Raw genomic sequence first — 20,553 nt, 5'->3', positions numbered from 1 at the left:
CAAACGATCGTAACGGCTTCAGTGCGTGTTCGTCGGACGAGCGGGGGCGCTCGCGGCCAGCAGGTTCTCGAGTTCGGCGATCCGGCTTTCCAGCGCGGCGGAGTAGCGGTGGGACTTCACCAGGTCGGCCCGAAGCGCGCTGATCGCCGCCTCCAGCGACTGGTGGTGCTCCGCGTCCCGGGCCGCCGCCTCGCTGCTCTCGCGCAGCGATTCCTCAAGCCTGCGGATGTACCCGGACTCCGCCGCCCGCACGGAAGCGATGTCCGCGAGGGTCTTCGCCTGCTGGTGGGCGGCGTAGGGCTGGTACTTGTCGAAGACGTTGGCGGGCACCGAGAGCTTGTCGAGCGCCTCGGTGTCGTCGGCCTGCGCGTAGAACCGGTTGAGGCCGTCGAACAGGGCGCACCGGTAGCCCGCGGCGAGCAGCGTCGGCTCCCACGCCTGGTGCGCCGGCGTGGGCGAACCGGGTTCGGTGGCCTCCACGACGAGCACCCGCGGGCGGTGCCGGGTCCAGTCGCCGCCGTCGATCACGTCTTGTTCGGCGCCTTCGACGTCGACCTTGAGGAAGTCGACCGGCCCGGGGTACTGGTCGAGGATGTCGGCCAGCGTGAGCACGTCGACCTCGATCTCGTCGACCCGCCACGAGCGGTCGTCGCGGTAGTGCCCGGCGAGATCCTGGTCGAGGGTGGACCAGCCCCACTCCTCGTCGACGACATGGAGGGTGGCCGTCCCCTTGCCCGCGCCGACCGCGACGCCGAGGGTCACGTCGTCCGGTCGGGCGGCGCGCAGGGCCGCGCCCAGCGCCGGGATGGGCTCGATGTTGATGCCCCGCCAGCCCAGGTCGTAGAAGGCCTTGGTGACCGAGGCCTCGACCGGGTCGCCCGCCCCAATGTCCACGTAGCGCCCGGACGCCTGGCCCCCGAAGAGTCGGGCGAGGACCACATCCTCGGCGTTCTGCGCGTAGGAGATCACGGGACCTTCAGACCTGCCTTGGCCGCCTCGATCTGCAGGTCGTTCTCGACCATCATCGCCACGAGCTGCTCGAAGTCGACTTCAGGCTTCCAACCCAGCTTCTCGTGCGCCTTCGTCGCGTCGCCGACCAGCAGGTCGACCTCGGCGGGGCGGAAGAAGCGCGGGTCCTGGGTGACGAAACCCTCCCAGTCGTCCAAACCGACGTGGCAGAACGCGGCGTTGACGAAGTCGCGGACGCTGTGGGTGTGGCCGGTGGCGACGACGTAGTCGTCCGGCTCGTCCTGCTGCAGCATCAGCCACATCGCCTTGACGTAGTCGCCGGCGAATCCCCAGTCGCGGCGCGGGTCCATGTCGCCGAGGACCAGCGTCTCCTGCAGGCCGAGCTTGATCCGCGCGACGGCGTTGGTGACCTTCCTGGTCACGAACTCGATGCCGCGGCGGGGGCTCTCGTGGTTGAACAGGATGCCCGAGCAGGCGTAGAGGCCGTAGCTGTCGCGGTAGTTGACCGTGATGTCGTGGCCGAACACCTTGGCGCAGCCGTAGGGCGAACGCGGGTAGAACGGCGTGGTCTCCACCTGCGGCGATTCGCGGACCTTGCCGAACATCTCGGAGCTGGACGCCTGGTAGAAGCGGATCGGGTTGTTGACGCTGCCGCCGACCATCCGGATGGCTTCGAGGAGCCGGAGCACGCCGAGGCCGGTGACGTTGGCGGTCAGCTCGGCCTGCTTGAAGCTGAGCGCGACGAAGGAGATGGCGCCCAGGTTGTAGACCTCGTCTGGCTGCACCTGTTCGAGGGCGGCCACCAGGCTGGAGAGGTCCTGCAGGTCCGCCGCGACGAACTCGACGAACGGCAGTTCGGCCTGAACCATGTCGCTGCGCGGGTTGTTCTGCCCCTTGAGCAGGCCGAACACCTCGTAGCCCTGGCTGTGGAGGAGCTCGGCAAGGTATCTGCCGTCTTGACCGGTGATACCGGTGATCAACGCACGTCGCATTGCCCAAGAATAGAGAACGCCCGCAGCTCACATACCCCGGATGGCGCATGTCGGGGCCTGGGACCCACACCGCGATGTAACCCGGATGGGTGGCTGGTGGGCGTGTCGACGCGGGCCTCGCTGTGCGGACGGGTGAACGGAGGAGCATCGGTCGAATCACAAGCCCTTGGAGGCGATGATGTGGTTTCAGATCTTGTCGTTGGTCACGGTCGCGATCGTGTTCGTGGTGCGGCTGGTGGTAGCGCTGACCGATAGGCCGACCCGGCGCTGATCAGTGAGCGCCAGGTGGAGGCGGCACTACCCCCTTGAGTACCGGCGCGAATTTTCCAAGTACGAACGTGTGCTCCTGTACATCGAGAAGGCCGACGGCAGCGGATTCTGCTTCCACAAGAAGGGCAGGAGCCGCACCCAATGGCACCAGGATTACGCCCGTCCGCGCGCCGCCGACTTTCTTGATCGAAAAGCCGCCGAACCCGGCATTTGGCTGGTCACGACCGTGCGTGTACTCCCGGACAAGCGGTTGACCTTGTGCACCGCACGCTTTCGCCGGACGCCCGAACGGGTCATTGACAAAAATTGATCTCGTGATTGCGCAAAGGTGAGCATCTCGGCGTCCGGGAGCTTCCGCATTGCCTCTAGCCCTGCTATCTACTTGTCAGTAGCATCGCTTCGCATGGATGCATCGGAGCAGCTCGCGGCCCGCAAGGTCCGCTTCGTCGATGTCCTGCGCGCCTTGCCGAAACTCGCGCCGGATGGACTCAGGATGGCGCGCGGAGCGGTCGGCCTGGTCACGCTCAAGCCGACCACTAAAGACTCGATCGGCCACATCTTCCAGCGCGCCGCCGCTGAGCACCCCGAGCGCCCGTTCCTCCGCTTCGAGAACACCGAGATCACCTATGACCAGGCGAACCTGCTGGTCAACCAGTACGCGTCGGTGTACGCCGCGCACGGGGTGGGACCGGGCTCGACGGTCGCGGTGATGGCAGGCAACCGGCCGGAGACGCTGCTCGCCGCGCTCGCGGGGGTGAAGCTCGGGGCCGCCGTCGGGATGATCAACACCAACCAGCGCGGCGACGTGCTCGACCACAGCGTGCGGCTGCTCAACGCCACGGTGCTGGTCGCGGGGCGCGACTACCGCGAGGCGCTCGACGAGGTCAACACGCCGACGATCCTTGATCTGGAGACGCTGGCGCACGGCGCGACCTCCACCGCGAATCCCGCGGTCACCGCGACGCTGGCCGCATCCACCACGGCCTTCTACATCTTCACCTCGGGCACGACCGGGATGCCCAAAGCGAGCTCGATGTCGCATTTCCGGTGGCTCAAGAGCATGGCCGGAATCGGCGGACTCGGTGTGCGCCTGCGGGCCGATGACACGCTCTACTGTTGTCTCCCGCTCTATCACAACAACGCTTTGACGGTTTCCCTCTCCTCCGTCCTTTCCGCGGGCGCGACGCTCGCGCTCGGCCGGTCGTTCTCCGCGTCCCGCTTCTGGGACGACGTGGTCCGCACCCGTTCCACCGCGTTCTGCTACATCGGCGAACTCTGCCGCTACCTGCTCAACCAGCCGCCGCGCGCGATCGAGCGCGAGCACAAGGTCCGCGTAGTCGTCGGCAACGGTCTTCGACCCGAGATCTGGCACGAGTTCACCGAGCGTTTCGGCATCAAGCGGGTCGCCGAGTTCTACGGCGCCAGCGAGTGCAACCTGGCCTTCATCAACGCGCTGAACATCGACCAGACCGCGGGCACCTGCCCGCTGCCGTTCGCGGTCGTCGAGTACGACGCCGACACCGGCAAGCCCAAGCGGGTCGGCGAGCGGCTGCGCAAGGTCAAGTCCGGCGAGGTGGGCCTGCTCCTGACCAAGGTCACCAGCCGCGCCCCGTTCGACGGCTACACCGACGCCGAGGCCTCCGAGCGCAAGCTCGTGCGCGCCGCCTTCAAGAAGGACGACTGCTGGTTCGACACCGGTGACCTGGTCCGGATGCAGGGCTTCAAGCACGTCGCGTTCGTCGACCGGCTCGGCGACACCTTCCGCTGGAAGGGCGAGAACGTCGCCACGACCGAGGTCGAGGGCGCGATCGGCGAGCGGCCGGACGTCGAGCAGGCCGTGGTCTACGGCGTCGCCGTGCCGGGGACCGACGGCAAGGCCGGAATGGCCGCGGTGAAGTTGCGTGACGGCGCCCAGTTCGACGGCGAGGTCCTGGGCAAGCACCTCGCCGAGCGACTCCCGACCTACGCGATCCCGCTGTTCGTGCGGGTGATCAACGAGGTCGAGCAGACGTCGACGTTCAAGTCGCGCAAGGTGGACCTGCGCGACGAGGGCTATGCCCGCTCGGTGACCGATCCGCTGTTCGTCTTCACCGGCGACCAGTACGTGCCCTGGTATCCGTCGTATCCGGACGAGGTGGCAGCGGGCAGAATTCGGGTATGACCCGAATTGCCGCTCTGCTGCGCGGAGTGAACGTCGGCGGAAACAAGAAGATCGCCATGGCCGACTTTCGCACCGTGCTGTCCGACTTGGGCTATGACGACGTTCGGACGCTGCTGCAGAGCGGCAATGCCGTGTTCTCCGCCAAAGGCAACGCCGCCAAGCCCGCCGCGGTCGAGAAGCGGATCGAGAAAGCGCTCGCGGACCTGGGTCTCACCACGCGCTGCCTGGCGCGGACGGCCGACGAGCTCCAGGCCGTGATCGACGGGCACCCGCTGGTCGACCTGGCCGACAACGGGTCTCGGATGCTGGCTGTGTTCCTGTCGGAGGACTTGGATCCGGCGTTGGCCGACGAGGTGGTCGCGCTGGCGCCGGACCACATCCGCATCGGTTCGCGGGTCGTCTACCAGTGGTGCCCGGACGGCATTCTGCAGGCGCCGGAACTCGTCCCGCTGGTCGCGAAACGGACCAAAATCGCGGCCACCGCCCGCAACTGGAACACCGTGGTAAAGATCGGCGCGGCTCTCTGAGCGGTGTGAAACGTTCCGAATGTCGAACTCATTGGCCTGAACGGGCGACTCGCTTGCCGGAAGGGGCGACTCGCGTTCGAACACTTGTGCACACTGTGGACAAGTCCTGTGGATAACTCAGCGGCGGGTGGGCGGGCAGATCTCGTCGATGGCGTCGAGGTCTTCCTGGGTGGGGCTCCAGTGCAGGGCGTTGGAGTTGGCGATCACCTGGTTCGGGGTGGTGGCGCCGGCGATGACCGAGCCCACTGCGGGTTGGGTGGCCAGCCAGCCGATGGCGAGGGTCGCCATCGTGATGCCGCGCGAAGAGGCGAAGGCGCGGAGTTTCTCGATCTTGTGCCAGGGGGCGTCGTCGATCAGGCGCTGGCGGTTGGCCAGCCGGGAACCGGCAGGCGGTGGCTGGTCGCGGGTGTATTTGCCGGTCAGCAGGCCGTTGGCCAGCGGGAAGTACGGCAGCAGGCTCACGTCGAACCGTTCGCACGCGGGCAAGAGCTCGCGCTCGGCGTCGCGTTCGAGCAGCGAGTAGTGGTTCTGCGCGGTCGCCGGGGCGACGACGTTGTTGGTCTTCGCGATCCAGGCGGCGTCGGCGATCTGCCAGGCCGCCAGGTTGCACACCCCGGCGTAGCGCACGTGGCCTTCGCGGACCAGGTCGTCCAGCGCGCCCAGGGTCTCCGCGATCGGCGTGCCGGTATCGGGCCGGTGCAGCTGGTACAGGTCGATCCAGTCGGTGTTGAGCCTGCGCAGCGACGCCTCCACCGCCCGCCGGATGTACCCGCGCGAAGCGCGGGCGCCGAAGTCCGGGCCGCTCCCGCCCTGCATGTCCATGCCGAACTTCGTCGCGATGACCGCGTGGTCTCGACGACCTGTCAGCGCCTGGCCGAGAAGCTCCTCGCTGCGGCCGCGCGGGGCGCCGTAGACGTCGGCGATGTCGAACAGCGAGACCCCCGCGTCGAGCGCCGCGTGGACCAGGGCGCGCGCGCCAGCGATCGACTCGGTCGGGGTGCCCGGCCTGCCCAGGTTGTTGCACCCCAGTCCGACCGCTCCCACCACCAACCCGGACGCACCCAGGTGCCGCAGCTCCACCCTGCAGACAGTAGGGCGGCCAGGCGATGTGATCTAGATGCCAAGGCCGATCCGATATCGCTGTCCTGCCAGGCGGTAAGGCAGGCTATGACCATGAGCACCACACCCGAGGACGATCCGGGGGCGGTGTCCGCCCCCGGGTGGACCGCCGCCGATATCCCCGACCTGGTCGGCCGCACCGCCATCGTGACCGGTGGCAACAGCGGCCTGGGCTTCCAGACCAGCCGTGAGCTGGCCCGACACGGCGCCCACGTCATCCTGACCGCCCGCGACGCCGCCAAGGGCGCCGAGGCGGTCGAGGCCATCCGCACCGAGCAGCCCGAGGCGAGCATCGAGACCCGCCTCGTCGACCTCGCCGACCTGGACACGGTGACCGCTTTCGCCGACACCGTCGACCAGGTCGACATCCTCATCAACAACGCGGGCGTGATGATGCCGCCGCGTTCGGAGAGCGCCCAGGGTTACGAGCTGCAGTTCGCCGTCAACCACCTGGGCCATTTCGCACTCACCGGCCTGCTGCTGGACAAGCTGAAGTCGGGGCGCGACCCGCGGGTCGTGACTGTCAGCTCGTTCATGCACAAGCGCGGCCGGATCCATTTCGACGATTTGCACGGCGAGCACAAGTACTCGCGCAGCGGCTACTACTCGCAGTCCAAACTCGCCAACGTGGTGTTCGGTCTGGAGTTCCACCGCAGGCTGCGGGCCAACGGGTTCACGGTGGCCAGCGTGCTGGCGCATCCGGGGTATTCGGCGACGAACCTGCAGACCTCCGGGCCGACCGGCGTGGCGAAGCTGGCCTTGAAGATGTCGAACAAGTTCATGGCCCAGGAAGCCGAGATGGGGGCGTTGCCGCAGCTGTATGCGGCGACCCACCCGGACATCGAGAGCGGGCAGTTCGTCGGGCCCAACGGGCGGCGCGAGCAGAAGGGGTATCCCACCCTGGTGGAGCCCCTTGAGGCCGCCCGCGACCGCGAACTGGCCAAGCGCCTGTGGGACGTGAGTGAAGAGCTGACCGGGACTGATTTCGGTCTCGCTCGATAACCTGCTGAGCCCCGGCCGCACTGGGATGTCGCGCACATCCAAGTGGGGCCGGGGCTGAACGGGCGTTAACCTTCCCGGCGGTAGCCGTGCGGTGGCGCACGGCAGGGCGTGAAGGGATATCGGGATGCAGATCGACGGCACCGCGGCCATCGTCACCGGAGGAGCGTCCGGCCTCGGTGGGGCCACCGCGCAGGCGCTCGCCGCGCAGGGTGCGAGTGTCTTCGCGCTCGATCTGCCCGCCGCCATCGAGACCGCGCCGCAGGTCGAGGGCATCACCTACGTCCCCACCGACGTGACCGACCCCGAGCAGGTCCAGGCCGCCGTCGACGCCGCTGTGGCGTCCGGCAAGCCGCTGCGTGTCGTGGTCAACTGCGCCGGGATCGGGCCTTCGGCTCGCATCCTGTCCAAGAAGGGCCCGCACGACCTCAACTTGTTCCGCAAGGTCATCGAGGTCAACCTGATCGGCACGTTCAACGTGGTCACCCTGGCCGCCGCCGCCATCGCGCAGACGGAAGCCCTCGACCACAACCAGCGTGGCGTCATCATCAACACCGCCTCGATCGCCGCCTTCGACGGCCAGATCGGGCAGGCCGCCTACTCCGCGTCCAAGGGTGGTGTCGTGGGCCTGAACCTCCCGGCCGCGCGCGACCTGGCGACGTCGGGAATCCGGGTGCTCACCATCGCCCCCGGCATCATCGACACCCCGATGCTCGCGACCGTGTCCGACGAGTTCCGGGCCGCGCTCGCCGAGGGTGTGCCCTTCCCGAAGCGCCTCGGCAAGCCCGAGGAGTACGCGAAGCTCGCGCTGTCGATCATCGACCAGGACTACCTCAACGGCGAGGTGATCCGTCTCGACGGCTCGCTGCGCATGGCGCCGAGGTAGGTCTCCACTTCGTCGAGGTGGCTCCGCACGGTCGGCATGAACGTGCGGAGCGCCTTGTTGAAGTCGTCGGCCTCATCGGCGGACGCGGTGGTGAACATCAGCATCTCGGTGAGTTCGAGCCGCCGGTTGACCGAGCTGACCTCGCCGCGCCACTGGTGCAGCAGCGAGATCAGCTCCGTGTCCTTGCGCGGGCTCAGCGCCCCTGAGGTGAACGCCGAGTCGACGGCCGAGTGCAGCAGCCGCGGGTAAAGCTTGCGGCCGCCGGGGGCGTCGTCGCTGAATTCCGCGCCCGCCAGCACTTCGCGGTTGCGGGCGAGTTCCGACTCGATGGACTCGATCGCCTGCTGCCGCCGTTCCCGTTGCGCCGCCCAGCGTTCGGCGAAGATGCCGGTGATGCCCGCGAGCAGCGCCAAGGTGTTGACCGCGGGCTCGAAGCGCTGGCCGGGCTCGGAGATCACGAACCACGTCACGCCGAGCGCCAGCGCCACCGCGAGCGCGGCGAAGGTGACGACCGTGATCGCTACTCGGGTCACTTAGTTCGCCCAGATCTCGTCCGCCCTGGTCCGGCGTTGCGTGGGCGCCGGTTCGCCGCCCTGGGCGCGGCCGAGCAGGACCAGTTCCATGCCGAACCCGGGCGAGGCCCGCTGGGTCCGGAAGTCGGAGTGGGTGGCCGCGACCCGGCGCAGGCCGCAGCGGGTGAGGATCTCGTCGAGGGCCTTGCGGGCGTACTTCCTGGTGACCTGCAGCAGGATCGTGTCGTTGTCCGGGAACAGCACGCGGGTGCGGTCGGGCAGGGTCATCTGGATGTCGCCGCCGCTGCGGTTCTGGTAGATCACCTTCACCTTGAGCGCACGCCCGGGCTCGACGGAACCGCGGAACTGCACGGACTCCATGTCGATCGTCAGGTCGGAGTTGTGCAGCAACGCGCTGGTGACGAACTCCTTGTACGCCCGGCTCCGCGCGTACTCCTCGACCACCTGGCGGGCGAGATCGTCGGTCACGTCGTCGGTGGTCGCGACCTCCAGCAGGAACCGGTCCTGCGGGCGCAACAGCGACGTCAGGCTGGACAGGATCTCGGAGTCGTCGTCGAAGTTGGCCATCGTGTTGCCGAGCAGCGAGTACAGGATCGGCTCGTCGCCGACGATGCTGCGCAGCAGTTTGCCCAGTTCGCGCAGGTTCTCGATGATCGCGAAGTCGAGGTGCACCGGGATGATCTGGTGGCCGGCCATGCCCAGGCCGCGGGTCGACTCGTTGGTGCCCAGGCGGAGCATCTCCGAGCTGATGTCGACCGGGAAATAGAACATGTCCGGGTTGTCGGCGAGCAGGGTCTCCAGGATCTGCCGGTCCTTGTGGCCGGTGCCCGCGCCGAGGCAGACGTAGTGGAACGGCGACCCGCCGACCTTGCCGCTGATCCGCCGCCAGCGCCGGGTGAACGACTCCAGGCTCTGCTTCATGACCTGGTAGAACGGGTCGGAGCAGGCGTGCGCCCAGGCGATCGTCGGCCCTATCCCCCAGTACTGGTAGCCCGAGGTGATCTGCTTGCCCTCGCCGTTGGGCGACGGCTTGCCGCGCAGGTCCGAGGTCAGCGACGCGAGCTTGCTCGACTGGTCCTCACCGACGAGCACGAGCGACCACGCGAAGTCCGACTCCTCGATGGCCTTGGCCAAGTCGCCTGGCAGTGGTCTCTCATCAGCGGTCACGGACGGCGCCTCCCCGGAGTCAGAACTTGCCGTCCGTAGCCTACTGACTACTAGTGGCCGCGTTGGAGCCATTCGTCAAGATCAGGGGCCTCCTGGCCGATGGACGTCGAATCACCGTGGCCCGTATGGACGATCGTCTCCGACGGGAGCTCGAAGAGCCGCTCGGTGATCGAGTCGATGATCGTCGGGAAGTCGCTGAGCGAGCGGCCCGTCGCCCCCGGCCCGCCGCGGAACAGGGTGTCGCCGGTGAAGACGGCGTCGAGTTCGGGCGCGTAGATGGAGATGCCGCCTGGTGTGTGGCCCGGCGTGTGGATGATGTGCAGCTCGATGCCCGCGACCTCGATGACCTCGCCGTCGAACAGCGACTCGAAGTCGTCGTCCGGGTAGAGGTGGCGCCACAGCTCCTCGTCGGCGGGGTGCAGCATGACCAGCGCGTCGGTCACCTTCGCCAGGTCTTCGGCGACGTTGATGTGGTCGTCGTGGGCGTGCGTGCAGATGATCGCCTTGACCCGGCGGTCGTCGACCGCGGCGAGGATCTCGTCGGCGTCGTGGGCGGCGTCGATGATCACCACCTCGTCGTCGTCGCCGATGATCCAGACGTTGTTGTCGACCTCGTGGGTCTCGCCGTCGTGGTTGAACGTGCCGGAGGTGACGACGTAGTCGATGCGGGCGCTCATCAGAACACCACGACCGAGCGGAGCACGTCGCCGTGGTGCATGCGGTCGAACGCGTCCTCGACACCGTCGAGCGCGATGGTCTCGGAGACGAACGCGTCGAGGTCGAGGCGGCCCTGGCGGTAGAGGTCGACCAGGTACGGGAAGTCGCGCGAGGGCAGGCAGTCGCCGTACCAGCTCGACTTGAGCGAGCCGCCGCGGGAGAAGAAGTCGATCAGTGGCATCTCGATCGTCATGTCCGGAGTCGGCACCCCGACCAGCACGACGGTGCCCGCGAGGTCGCGCGCGTAGAACGCCTGCTTCCACGTCTCCGGGCGACCGACGGCGTCGATAACGACGTCCGCGCCGAAGCCGCCGGTGAGTTCCTTGATGGCTTCGACCGGGTCGCCGGACTTGGCGTTGATGGTGTGCGTGGCGCCGATTCCCTTGGCCCACTCCAGTTTCCGGTCGTCGACGTCGACGGCGATGATCGTCGTCGCGCCGGCGAGCTTCGACCCGGCGATGGCCGCGTCGCCGACGCCGCCGCAGCCGATCACCGCGACCGTGTCGCCACGCGAGACCCCGCCGGTGTTGAGCGCCGCGCCCAGCCCGGCCATGACACCGCAGCCGAGCAGACCCACAGCGGTCGGACTCGCTTCCGGGTCGACCTTCGTGCATTGTCCACTGTGGACCAGCGTCTTCTCGGCGAACGCACCGATCCCCAACGCGGGTGACAGCGGCGTGCCGTCTTCGAGGGTCATCGGCTGGGCGGCGTTGTGGGTGTCGAAGCAGTACCAGGGCTTGCCCTTGAGGCAGGCGCGGCACCGGCCGCACACCGCGCGCCAGTTCAGGATGACGAAGTCGCCGGGCTCGATGTTGGTGACACCCTCACCGACGGTCTCCACGATCCCCGCGGCCTCATGGCCGAGCAGGAACGGGAACTCGTCGTTGATTCCGCCCTCGCGGTAGTGCAGATCCGTGTGGCAGACGCCGCAGGACTGGACCTTCACCACCGCTTCGCCCGGACCCGGGTCGGGAATCACGATCGTCTCGACGGAGACCGGCTGGCCCTTCGCTCTTGCGATGACACCGCGAACGTTCTGGGCCATGCCTGCTCCTAGAGGTCTCCGACGAACGGGATCTTGTTGACTTCCGGCGATGACATCCAGCCGCGCAGCACCGCCGTGGCGCGCACGTCGTCCTCGTTGTACTCCAGGAGCCGGGTGCGCTGCACGGTATCCGGTTCGTCGCCGTCCATCCCGACCGCCGCCCGGTACCAGCGCATCGAATTCTCGCCGCTCGCCTCGGCGTCGCGCCAGGCGAAGCCCGCCGCGGGCGCGATCGTCTTGAGCCCCTTGCCGTGCGAGCACAGGAAGTGCTCGCGGACGCTGCCGAACAGGTCGACCCACTCGTCGGACTCGATGAACGTCAGCACCTCGCGCCGGGTGGGGATGCCGGGCTTGCCCGCGAAACGCTTCGCCGACGCCAGCAGCCAGCGGTTCTCCGCCAGCTCGTTGTAGCAGTAGGCGCGGAACGTCAGGCCGCGCGCGACCGCCGCCTCGCGCACCGACGCGAACCACTGCCAGAACTCGGCGAACGAGCGGGCCTCGTCGTCGGTGGGCAGCGGATCCCACGTGACGAACGCGCGGTAGCCGTGCTCGATGCCGATATCGGCGCCGGAGAGCAGCGCGCCCCACAGGTAGGCGCCCGCGTCACCGAAGCTCTCCATGTCGACGTCGACCTCGACGTCGGCGCGGGGCACGTGCACGGACTCGTTGCGGCGCACGACGGTGAGGTCGGCCAGCCAGGCGCGGGCCAGCCCGACGGCGTCCGGCAGCGGCATCCCGACCAGCGGCGCGACGTCGGCGTCGTCGACGTCGAGCGCGGCGAGGGCGTCGACCGTGGTGACCCCGGCGGCGCGGAGGAACCCGGCGTCCTCGCCGCGCACCACGAGACTCACATCGCGGGTGTCGAGCAGCTTCTGGCTGCACACCGGCCACCACGGGCAGCTGCGGCACTCGACGATGCGCGACGGCTGGGCGAGCGGCTCGCCGCCGGTCGCGGCCGCGGTCGCCACGGCGACGCGGTCGGCGAAGCGGACCTCATACTCGGCGAGTGCGGTCCGCCCGCCGGGCCAGGTCGGCGCGGTCAGGTCATGCCAGACGACGACGTCGCCGTCGAGGCCGATGACCCCCGCGAGGGCGTGCCGGTCGTCGGCGTACCCGGCGGCGCTCAGCAGCCGCAGCGTGTGCGCGAGCCGCAGCTGATCGCGCGGCTGGGGACGGACTTTGCGGGTCTGGTCGGGCTCGCCGCCGATGTTGGTGATGTCGGCGATCGGCGACGTGCGGGCACCGGTGCCGGGATCGCTCACCTTGTGCCGGACCACGAGAACCGGGACATACCCGTGTTCGGTGCGCACGAGCAGGTCGATCGCGCCGCGCCTGCCGCCTTCGGGGTCACGCGGGAGCTGGGCGGACCAGATGAACCGCGCACCGGCCTCCAGCGCGACGGCGGTGGCGGCCTCACGCTCGACGCTGCGCCCCGCCGGGATCTCAACCCAGTCGTCGCCGAACTTGGCCGCGAGCTGGTCGGCGATCTCCCGCCGGTGCGCCGCCGCGTCGGCTTTGCGCAGCTCAGCGGTGGGGTCGGGCGCCCCGCGCGGCGAGTCCCGGGCGGCCGGATCGTGTTCCAGGTGAACACGGCGCCTGCAGCGGCTCACCACGCCGGCGTCGAGTAGCACCGTTGTAGTCACGCTTTGCAGCTTAGTTGTCGCAGCGCGCCTCCCCGGAATTCTGGGTCCTGGTCGCCTACCAGGTGATGGTGCGGGCGGGTGGGCGACCGTGGTCAGGATTCGTCACGGTCCCCTTAGGTGCGGTCCGGCGGGTGGTCGCCGGACCGCACGGGGGCGTGACTAGATCGGGAGGAGCGGGCCGCGGAAGGTGACGGTGCCCAGTTCGAGCTTCAGGCCGGCGATGCCGCCGTACTGCTGCGCGTAGGCCAGTTCGTGCGACAGGTCGCCGACGCCGTTGCTGCCCGCGATCGGGGCGATGGCCAGGGTCGACAGCGTGCCGAGCGCCTTGCCGGTCGAGTCGAGGAACGCGCTGCCCGAGTCACCCGGGATGCCGGGCGTGACGGTGTAGACGCTGTGGCTCCAGCCGTTGCCCTCGGTGCCCAGGCTCTTGCCCTGCTTCGGGCTGAGCTGGGTGATGCCGCCACGCAGCGACGAGTTGCCGTAGGACAGGACGGTCTCGAGCGTCGTGGTGCCGTTTGTGTCGAGTGCGGTGGGCCCGCCCCAGAACGGCACGCTCGGGTTGGTCTTGGACACCGCGGCGGCGGGGATCTTGACCAGCGCGAGGTCGTTGTAGGCGCAGGCGTCCGCGTTGGTCTCGCCGCGGCCCTGCATCGTGTTCCAGGAGCTGTAGGCGATCTCGCCGGTGACCCCCGAGCCGACCAGGGTCACCTTGGTGCCCAGCGGGAGCGTGCCCGCGTCGCAGCCGTTGGTGTCGGTCGCAGCCCCTGTGCCGGAACAGTGCGCCGCCTGTCCGATGTAGACGTTGCCGGAGCTGTCGCTGAAGACGAAGTTCGCCGTGCACTGACCGGAACCGTCGGTCTCGGTCTGGATGCCCGGGTGGATGGTCGCCTGGGCGGCGGGCGCCCAGACCGGTGCCGCCACGGCCGTTCCCGGCGCCGCGAGCATCAGCGCGCCGAGCAGTGCGGTGCCCGCGGCCAAGGAGGCACTCCGGCGCAGGGTGGTACGGATCGCCATCTTTAGCTCCAATGAGTGAACGAGAGAGCCGTTTCTTGTCCAGACAAACGAAACATCTTCAGTTCAGTCACGCTTGATTGTTCTATCCGTCACATCCGTACTCCGTTTGGGCTAACCCGTTCGGGGCACACCACCGGCGGCCAGGCGGCCGTTCGGGTGGTGCGGCAAGCTGTGGGGCATGACGCGCAAGAAGGACGGGTTCACGCCCGCCCGGGCGAAGAACGCGATCGCCGTGGCGAAGGTGCTTGGTCCGGTGGTGCTCCCGGTGGTCACGCCCTACGTGGTGCAGGGAGCGGCGGCGGTCCGGGACCGCTGGGACCGCAGGCGCGCCCGCAAGCTCGGAGTCTCCGTCGACGACCTCGGCCAGTACTCGGGCCGCGGCGGCACACTGCACGCCCGCATCGCGGGTGCGGCCACGGGGCTCAACGAGCTGCGGATGAAGGACAGCGCGACGGCCGACGAGCTCGCGTTCGCCGACTCGGCCGAGAGCACCCTGCACCAGCTGGCCGCGGCCGTGCGCGCCGCCGAGCGGATGCCGACCCCGCGCCGCAAGGCCGCCCACCGCGCCGTCGCCACCGAGTTGGACCGGATCGAAGACCGCCTACTCACCGCTCTAGGCATCTAGCGGAGAACAGCTTCTTCGAGCGTGCTGAACAGCCCGCTCACGTTCAGCGCGTTCACGTCACGGTGACCAGGGTTAAATCCCGCAGGGCCCGGTCGGCTATACCCTTTGTCCTTGTGGCCCCCCGTCGAGTGACTCGTCCGCGGGCGTTCCGCGTGGCGCGGGGCGCTCTGTTGGCGACCACCTCGACCGCCCTGACCATCGCCGCGCACGGCATGGCGGGCGGGGGTGTCCCGGAGACAGCGGTCACCGTGGTCATCGCCGCGCTCATCGCCTGGGCGGGAACGGCCGTGGCGAGCCGCGCGCGGTCCCTGTCGACGATGGTCGCGCTGCTCGGCATCAGCCAGCTCACGCTGCACGTGCTCTTCGCCTACGTCTCCCACGGCCACGACTCCGTCGCACTGACCCCGGCGATGCTGACCACGCACGTGGTCGCCACCGCGATCACCGCCGTGCTGCTCACCCAGGCCGACGCCGCGCTCGACGTGGTCGCCGCGGCGATCGCCGGGCTGATGCGCGCGCTGGTGTGGACCCCACGCCCGCCCGCCCTCGTTGTCCACAAAGTCCAGGTCAGCGCGGTCGGCCACCTGCTCGGAGTCGTGTTCCGCCAGGTCTGCGCCCGGCGCGGACCGCCCCAGTTCTCCTGAACCCCACCCTCATACGGGCCCCGACGGGGCCCGCCCTTTGCCATCTCAGGAGAACTCAATGTCGACCCATCGCTTCTTCGCGCGCGCGGGTGTCCTGCTCGCTGTCGCGGGCTCCGCCGCCCTGCTCGGCACCGGAATGGCGTCCGCGCACGTCACCGCCAAGGTCATCGGCGAGACCGCCACCCAGGGCGGCTACACCAAGATCACCTTCCGGGTCCCGAACGAGGACAACGCCGCGGGCACGACCAAGCTGGAGATCAAGCTCCCCGCCGAGTACCCGCTGACCTCGGTGCGCACCAAGCCCATCGCGGGCTGGACCGCCGTGATCACCAAGACCAAGCTCGACAAGCCCGTCGAGTCGCACGGCACCCAGATCACCGAGGCGGTCAGCTCGGTGACCTGGACCGCGGCGGCGGGCACCCGGATCGGCCCGGGCGAGTTCGGCGAGTTCGAGGTGTCGGCGGGCAAGCTCCCGGAGAACACCGACACCCTGGTCATCCCCGCCATCCAGACCTACGACAGCGGCAAGGTCGTGGCCTGGGACCAGCCGCCCGCGGACGGCACCGAGCCCGAGAAGCCCGCGCCGGTCGTGAAGCTGGCCAAGAAGGCCGCCGGTGGCGACCACCACGCGGAGCCGGCGGCGAACGAGACCAAGGCGGACGACCACGCCGCCGAGGCCAAGGCCGCGGGCACCGACGACACCGCCCGCTGGCTCGGCGGCGCCGGTCTCGCCGTCGGCGCCCTGGGCCTCGGCCTCGGCGCGGGCGCGACGATCCGGGCTCGTCGGACTGTCGCGAAGGCGGGAGAGTAAGCACCATGCGCACCATCAGCAGGCTGTTCACGGCGTTCGCCGTCGCGTCGTTCGCCCTGGTCGGGATCGCCCCGGCCGCCTTCGCCCACAACCAGCTGGTGAGCAGCACCCCCGCCGACAAGGCGGCGCTGGAAGCCGGTCCGTCGACCATCGAGCTGACCTTCGACCAGCCCGTCCAGGGCGGCAAGGGGCTCAACTCGGTCGTCGTGGTCGGCCCCAACGGCGCCGACCAGTGGCAGGAGGGCGAGGCGTCGGTCCGCGGCAACGTGGTCACCGCGCAGGTCCGTGAACTCGGACCGGCGGGCGACTACCGGATCGGCTACCGAATCCTGTCCGCCGACGGCCACCCGGTCGCGGGCGAGCTCAAGTTCAGCCTGACCAAGGCAGGCAACGGCACCCCCGCGCCGGTCGAGGCCACGCAGAGCACGGGCTCAGCCCAGGCGGGCGAGCCGCAGGAGAACGGCGGCGTGCCGGTGTGGGTGTGGATCGCGGGCGCGGTCGTGCTGCTCGGCGCGGGCGTGTTCTTCGCGATGCGCGTCGGCGGAGGTGCGCAGCAGTGACCGAGACCCGGACCACCGCACGGCACCGGTATCACCTCGCGACGGTTCTGGTCGCGTCATCGCTGGTCGGCGTGCTCATCGGCCTGGCGATCATCGCGACCGAGCCGATCCCGGGGCTGCCCACGCCGGACGCGGTGGTCCGGGTCGGCCTGCCCGTCGTCCGCGTGCTGCTCGACATGGCCGCCGTGGTGACGGTCGGCCTCTGTCTGCTGCCGCTGCTCGTCGGCTTCGAGCGACCCGTGCTGTCCGAGCCGGTGCTGTCGGTCGCCCGGCGGGTGGCGATGGCGAGTTCGCTGGTCTGGGTGGCGACGGCGCTGGTGGCCATCGTCCTGCAGACCGCCGAACTGCGGCCCGAGCAGGACGTTTCGCTCGGCGCTGTCGGCGAGTACATCGGGACCGTCGGCGCGGGCCGGGCGCTGATGTTCGTCGCGGTCTTCGCACTGCTGACCTTCGTGTTGTCGCTGGTCGCGGTCCGGGTGGGCGAGAACATGCCCGCCGAACTGCGGGCCGCGGTGGCGCTGTTCGCGCTGCTCCCCCTGCCGGTCACCGGCCACGCGACGAACTGGCGCTGGCACGACTTCACGATGATCTCCATGGAGCTGCACGTGATGAGCGCGGCGGCCTGGACCGGTGGGCTGGGGGCGGTGGTCGCCCTGCTCGCGGCCAACCGCACGCTCCTGGGCTACGCGCTTCCCCGGTTCTCGAAGCTCGCGACGATCTGTTTCATCGTGGTCACCGCGACCGGGCTGTTCAACGGTCTGATCGAGCTGGGGGTGAACCCCACTCGCACGTTGTGGGCGGGCCTGTTCGAGACCAGCTACGGCATCCTGGTGCTCCTCAAGATCGCCTGCCTGGTCGGGCTCGCCGGACTGGGCGCGCACATCCGGTGGCGGCTGATGCCCGCCGTGATCGCACACAAGCGCACGGCCATGCTGGGCTGGGTGGCGGTGGAGCTCGCCGTGATGGGACTCGCGTTCGGCTTCGCGGTGATTTTGACCCGGGCCCCGGTCAGCTGAGTTGTCCACACCTGTGGATCGTTGTCCACAAGTGCCTGTGGATAACTCGCGCTCATCGACGTGGACGCCCGTTCGGCGGACAGCCGCTCTACTCTGACAACCTCTTCGGCGAGGATCGCCACCCGAACAGGGCAACGGCGAGCGGTCAGTCCTGTTCGGTGAGATGCGCCGTCGCGGGCCGCGACAGTCGCATTTCGGCCAGGCGATCCGTTGTCGCCCGGCCCCGCAGCGCCAACTCGTTCCGGCTGATCCAGCCCTGGGCATAGTGGCGGTATGCCTGCGCCAGCATCACCAGCTCGGCGAGGTAGTCGGCGGCCCGGACCCGAAGGTCCTCCGGCAGCGCCGCCACCACGGGGAGCTGGTCGGACACGACGTCATCAAGCGCCCGCGCGGAGGCGAGTGCGCGCTGGGCGCCCCTGCCCAGCCGCACCGCCTCGCGCAGCGATCTGATCACCCGTACCGCCCTGCCCCGCCGAACACCGAGAGTTGACCGACGACCCGGACGAGAGCACCCGTTCCGCCGTTGACCGTGCATTCGTTTACCGAGCGCCAACTGTTACCGGACTTGAGCGGCCATCCGGGGGTAATTCGCGGATCAGGTGTAGCGGGACCACGGCGTGGAGGTTTCTCCTGAGCGAAAATCGCGGAGACGTCTGAGCAGCTCAGGACGCACTTCCGGACTGCTTTTCATGATCGGCAAAGCGCTGGTGATCAGCTTCAGTTCACGGACTTCGCAGAGAACCGGATATCCCACCCATCGGGTGACGTCGAAGCCATACGCCTCGGCGAGTTCGGCGTAGGTCGCGGCGTCCTCGCCGAACCGGCGGACACCCACGGCGAGCGGCGTCAGATCCCACTCGGGCGGGCCCACGCAGCTGGAGTCGAAGTCGCACAGCACCGGCCCGAGCGGGCTCGGGATGAGGTTGCCCAGGTGCGCGTCGCCGTGCACGAACCCGGCGGGCAGGGCGTATTCGAGCTCGGCCAGCCGCGATTCCACCAGGTCACAGCGCTCCCGCAGGAACACCAGCTCGTCGAAGTCGAGCCCGTCGGCTTCGCCGAGCCTGCGCCGGACGTCGTCGAGCGGGTTCCAGACGGGCAGGGCCTCGGGCGGGGGCAGGCCGTGGACCCGGCGCAACAGGCGCGCCAAGTCGGCGGGCCGGGGCGTGGAGGCGTGGGCGGGAACCGAGTGCCAGACCGTCGCCGTGTACTCGCCGACGAGGACGGGCTGGCACAGCCCCGGCAGCAGCCGCACCGCGGGGACATCGTGCTCGGCGAACCAGGTCGCCACCCGCACGACCTTGGCCACGCGGTGGCGCAACGCCACGGACCCGACGATCCGGACCACCACGGGCGCGGTGGCTAGTTCGAAAACGGCGTTGTTGGTGAACCGCAGCAGCCGGGCGCCGCGGTCGTCGAACCCGATCTCCGAGCAGACAGCGGCCAGGGCGTTCCTCAGGTTCTCCCTGGTGAACAGCCCGCCGGTGACCATCAGCTGTGCGACCTACGAGTCGCGTCAGGCCACGTTGAGATTCGTGATTTGGTCGGCGAGGTCTCGGGCGTCGGGGTTGTTCCGACGCTTGCTCGCCTCCTGGAGCAACGGCTTCAGACGGTCCTTCACGCGGCTGGACTTGAGGCTTTCCGCCAGGTCCACCGCGGTCCGGCCGACCCTCGCGCCGTGGTCGATATCGCCTTCCAGCAGGTGGTTCGTCGCCAGGGCGCTCAGGTTGAACGCCTTGGACCTGGTCATCTCATCGCCGTAGGAATCGATCGCCCTGGACAGGGCCGGGATCGCGAACTTCGTGTGCATGGGATCGACGGTCTGCGCCAGCACCGTGTGCACGGTGCCGATCATCGCGTAGACATCGGTCTCGTTGAAGAACTTGACCCAGTCCTCGGCGTCATCGAGGTTGGCCCGCGCGAACTCGTCGCGGGTCCGGCCGATGAGCTGCATCGTCTGTTCCTTCTTGCCCATCAACGCGTAGGCCCACGCCTGGTTGGCGCAGATCACCGCGACGGCGAGCTCGGAACCCGACTCCTGGGCCGCGATCTGACCGAGCTGGAACATCTTCAGCGCGTCGTTGGGGGACTCCTTGTGCAGGTAGACCCGGCCCATCCGATAGAGGATGTTGGCGACGAGCGGCTCGCTGCCACCCGCCTTGGCCAGCTCCAACGCCTTGCCGAAGTGGGTTCGGGCGGAATCGGTGAGTCCGATGTCGAAGGACGTCCATCCCGCCAGGTTGTACAAATCGGCCAGTGCGACCTGAAGTCGCGTTTTCACGTGTTCCGGACCGGAGGCGCCAAGCATCTGCTGTCCCCAGGACAGCTGCGCCACGACTGCGTCGCGGCAGAAGCCCCCGCCATATTGGTAGTCAAGTGACCGAAGCGCCCTGGTGGCGGCTTCCACCTGGCGCACATCGGTCATCCCGATCCGGCCGGGTGCTGGGGTCTGGACGGGGTTGGCGACCCACGACCCGGAGTTGGTGCCCAGCACGTTCGCGCCCACCGTGACGGCGGCCGCGTGTGCCAGGAACTCCCGACGCTTCACCTCTTCGCTCTCCTCAGGCTGTGAGGGCTCGCGGGTGACAGCGACACGTATCGCCGTGACCTCGTCATATGCGAGCCCCATGTATCCCCTTGGGACACCCAACCCGTCGGCGATCCGTGCGAGCACGTCGTAGGCCATGACCTGACGGCCTTTGAGGATCTCCGACACTTCGGACTGCGATTGACCGGTCATCGCGGCGATCTGGCGCTGTGAGACACCAGTGCGACGAAGCAACCGATACACGGAACTGACCTCCCGCGCGGCAAGCGCGGTTCGCATCTCGGGTTCCTCCCAACTGTCCGGAGTAATG

At 68.9% G+C, this 20,553-nt stretch carries 22 protein-coding genes; 10 read left to right on the top strand and 12 right to left on the bottom strand.

The window, feature by feature from the left end; translation table 11 throughout:
- Positions 1 to 18: 18 nt before the first annotated feature.
- Positions 19 to 969 carry an FkbM family methyltransferase gene (locus C8E96_RS08385; protein ID WP_091383664.1) on the bottom strand — a complete coding sequence of 317 codons (951 nt, stop codon included), beginning with the start codon at positions 967 to 969 and terminating at the stop codon, positions 19 to 21.
- Complete coding sequence (gene gmd, locus C8E96_RS08380) at positions 966 to 1,961, bottom strand: GDP-mannose 4,6-dehydratase (protein WP_166657920.1); 996 nt, start codon at positions 1,959 to 1,961, stop codon at positions 966 to 968. The genes C8E96_RS08385 and gmd overlap by 4 nt, the downstream gene beginning before the upstream one ends.
- Positions 1,962 to 2,301: 340 nt before the next feature.
- Between gmd and C8E96_RS08375 the strand changes: the two genes are divergently transcribed.
- The 3 genes from C8E96_RS08375 to C8E96_RS08365 all read left to right on the top strand — a co-directional run bounded on the left by C8E96_RS08375 (position 2,302) and on the right by C8E96_RS08365 (position 4,919).
- A complete protein-coding gene (locus tag C8E96_RS08375; protein WP_133794264.1) occupies positions 2,302 to 2,541 on the top strand; it encodes a hypothetical protein in 240 nt (79 codons plus the stop codon).
- A gap of 93 nt (positions 2,542 to 2,634) precedes the next feature.
- A complete protein-coding gene (locus C8E96_RS08370) occupies positions 2,635 to 4,392 on the top strand; it encodes a long-chain-acyl-CoA synthetase (RefSeq protein ID WP_091383666.1) in 1,758 nt (585 codons plus the stop codon).
- Positions 4,389 to 4,919 (top strand): DUF1697 domain-containing protein, encoded by a 531-nt coding sequence (locus tag C8E96_RS08365; protein WP_091383667.1) that lies wholly within the window; start codon positions 4,389 to 4,391, stop codon positions 4,917 to 4,919. Before C8E96_RS08370 ends, C8E96_RS08365 begins: the two co-directional genes overlap by 4 nt.
- Before the next feature lie 117 nt (positions 4,920 to 5,036).
- On the opposite strand, the gene C8E96_RS08360 is transcribed toward C8E96_RS08365, so the two are convergent.
- Positions 5,037 to 5,999, bottom strand: a complete 963-nt coding sequence (locus C8E96_RS08360; protein ID WP_091383668.1) for an aldo/keto reductase — start codon at positions 5,997 to 5,999, stop codon at positions 5,037 to 5,039.
- Positions 6,000 to 6,092: 93 nt separating this feature from the next.
- Here C8E96_RS08360 and C8E96_RS08355 point away from each other — a divergent pair, with 93 nt between their 5' ends.
- The gene (locus tag C8E96_RS08355; RefSeq protein ID WP_091383722.1) at positions 6,093 to 7,040 is read left to right on the top strand and encodes an oxidoreductase; all 948 of its coding nucleotides are present in this window, start codon (positions 6,093 to 6,095) and stop codon (positions 7,038 to 7,040) included.
- A gap of 124 nt (positions 7,041 to 7,164) precedes the next feature.
- Positions 7,165 to 7,923 carry an SDR family NAD(P)-dependent oxidoreductase gene (locus C8E96_RS08350; RefSeq protein ID WP_091383669.1) on the top strand — a complete coding sequence of 253 codons (759 nt, stop codon included), beginning with the start codon at positions 7,165 to 7,167 and terminating at the stop codon, positions 7,921 to 7,923.
- Here C8E96_RS08350 and C8E96_RS08345 read toward each other — a convergent pair.
- The 6 genes from C8E96_RS08345 to C8E96_RS08320 form a co-directional block, all read right to left on the bottom strand.
- Complete coding sequence (locus C8E96_RS08345; RefSeq protein WP_091383670.1) at positions 7,866 to 8,456, bottom strand: hypothetical protein; 591 nt, start codon at positions 8,454 to 8,456, stop codon at positions 7,866 to 7,868. The two genes, C8E96_RS08350 and C8E96_RS08345, sit on opposite strands and share 58 nt — an antisense overlap.
- Positions 8,457 to 9,623, bottom strand: a complete 1,167-nt coding sequence (locus C8E96_RS08340; RefSeq protein WP_133794262.1) for an L-histidine N(alpha)-methyltransferase — start codon at positions 9,621 to 9,623, stop codon at positions 8,457 to 8,459.
- Positions 9,624 to 9,673: 50 nt separating this feature from the next.
- Positions 9,674 to 10,300: an MBL fold metallo-hydrolase gene (locus C8E96_RS08335; RefSeq protein ID WP_091383672.1), complete on the bottom strand. Its 627-nt coding sequence runs from the start codon at positions 10,298 to 10,300 to the stop codon at positions 9,674 to 9,676.
- Positions 10,300 to 11,385, bottom strand: coding sequence for an S-(hydroxymethyl)mycothiol dehydrogenase (locus tag C8E96_RS08330; protein ID WP_091383673.1), 1,086 nt, complete (start codon positions 11,383 to 11,385; stop codon positions 10,300 to 10,302). Before C8E96_RS08330 ends, C8E96_RS08335 begins: the two co-directional genes overlap by 1 nt.
- Before the next feature lie 8 nt (positions 11,386 to 11,393).
- Positions 11,394 to 13,028, bottom strand: a complete 1,635-nt coding sequence (locus C8E96_RS08325) for a TM0106 family RecB-like putative nuclease (RefSeq protein WP_176926855.1) — start codon at positions 13,026 to 13,028, stop codon at positions 11,394 to 11,396.
- Positions 13,029 to 13,187: 159 nt separating this feature from the next.
- A complete protein-coding gene (locus tag C8E96_RS08320) occupies positions 13,188 to 14,042 on the bottom strand; it encodes a serine protease (protein ID WP_228770329.1) in 855 nt (284 codons plus the stop codon).
- 178 nt (positions 14,043 to 14,220) lie between these two features.
- Here C8E96_RS08320 and C8E96_RS08315 point away from each other — a divergent pair, with 178 nt between their 5' ends.
- The 5 genes from C8E96_RS08315 (at position 14,221) to C8E96_RS08295 (ending at position 17,698) form a co-directional block, all read left to right on the top strand.
- Complete coding sequence (locus tag C8E96_RS08315) at positions 14,221 to 14,667, top strand: DUF6474 family protein (protein WP_091383675.1); 447 nt, start codon at positions 14,221 to 14,223, stop codon at positions 14,665 to 14,667.
- A gap of 170 nt (positions 14,668 to 14,837) precedes the next feature.
- Complete coding sequence (locus C8E96_RS08310) at positions 14,838 to 15,311, top strand: hypothetical protein (protein WP_133794260.1); 474 nt, start codon at positions 14,838 to 14,840, stop codon at positions 15,309 to 15,311.
- Positions 15,312 to 15,369: 58 nt separating this feature from the next.
- The gene (locus tag C8E96_RS08305) at positions 15,370 to 16,122 is read left to right on the top strand and encodes a YcnI family copper-binding membrane protein (RefSeq protein WP_091383677.1); all 753 of its coding nucleotides are present in this window, start codon (positions 15,370 to 15,372) and stop codon (positions 16,120 to 16,122) included.
- 5 nt (positions 16,123 to 16,127) lie between these two features.
- A complete protein-coding gene (locus C8E96_RS08300; protein ID WP_091383678.1) occupies positions 16,128 to 16,682 on the top strand; it encodes a copper resistance CopC family protein in 555 nt (184 codons plus the stop codon).
- Entirely contained in the window at positions 16,679 to 17,698 is a 1,020-nt protein-coding gene (locus C8E96_RS08295) for a copper resistance D family protein (protein WP_091383679.1), read from the top strand. Before C8E96_RS08300 ends, C8E96_RS08295 begins: the two co-directional genes overlap by 4 nt.
- Positions 17,699 to 17,843: 145 nt before the next feature.
- On the opposite strand, the gene C8E96_RS08290 is transcribed toward C8E96_RS08295, so the two are convergent.
- The 3 genes from C8E96_RS08290 to C8E96_RS08280 form a co-directional block, all read right to left on the bottom strand.
- Positions 17,844 to 18,152, bottom strand: coding sequence for a hypothetical protein (locus tag C8E96_RS08290; protein WP_091383680.1), 309 nt, complete (start codon positions 18,150 to 18,152; stop codon positions 17,844 to 17,846).
- Positions 18,153 to 18,293: 141 nt separating this feature from the next.
- Entirely contained in the window at positions 18,294 to 19,187 is an 894-nt protein-coding gene (locus C8E96_RS08285; protein ID WP_091383681.1) for a phosphotransferase enzyme family protein, read from the bottom strand.
- 24 nt (positions 19,188 to 19,211) lie between these two features.
- The gene (locus C8E96_RS08280; protein WP_228770330.1) at positions 19,212 to 20,522 is read right to left on the bottom strand and encodes a helix-turn-helix domain-containing protein; all 1,311 of its coding nucleotides are present in this window, start codon (positions 20,520 to 20,522) and stop codon (positions 19,212 to 19,214) included.
- Between the last annotated feature and the right edge of the window lie 31 nt (positions 20,523 to 20,553).

This window comes from Actinokineospora alba, assembly GCF_004362515.1.
In the GTDB taxonomy this organism is placed as follows: domain Bacteria; phylum Actinomycetota; class Actinomycetes; order Mycobacteriales; family Pseudonocardiaceae; genus Actinokineospora; species Actinokineospora alba.
Note: the sequence above shows the minus strand (reverse complement) of the source record. Positions and strands in the feature narration are given on the sequence as shown.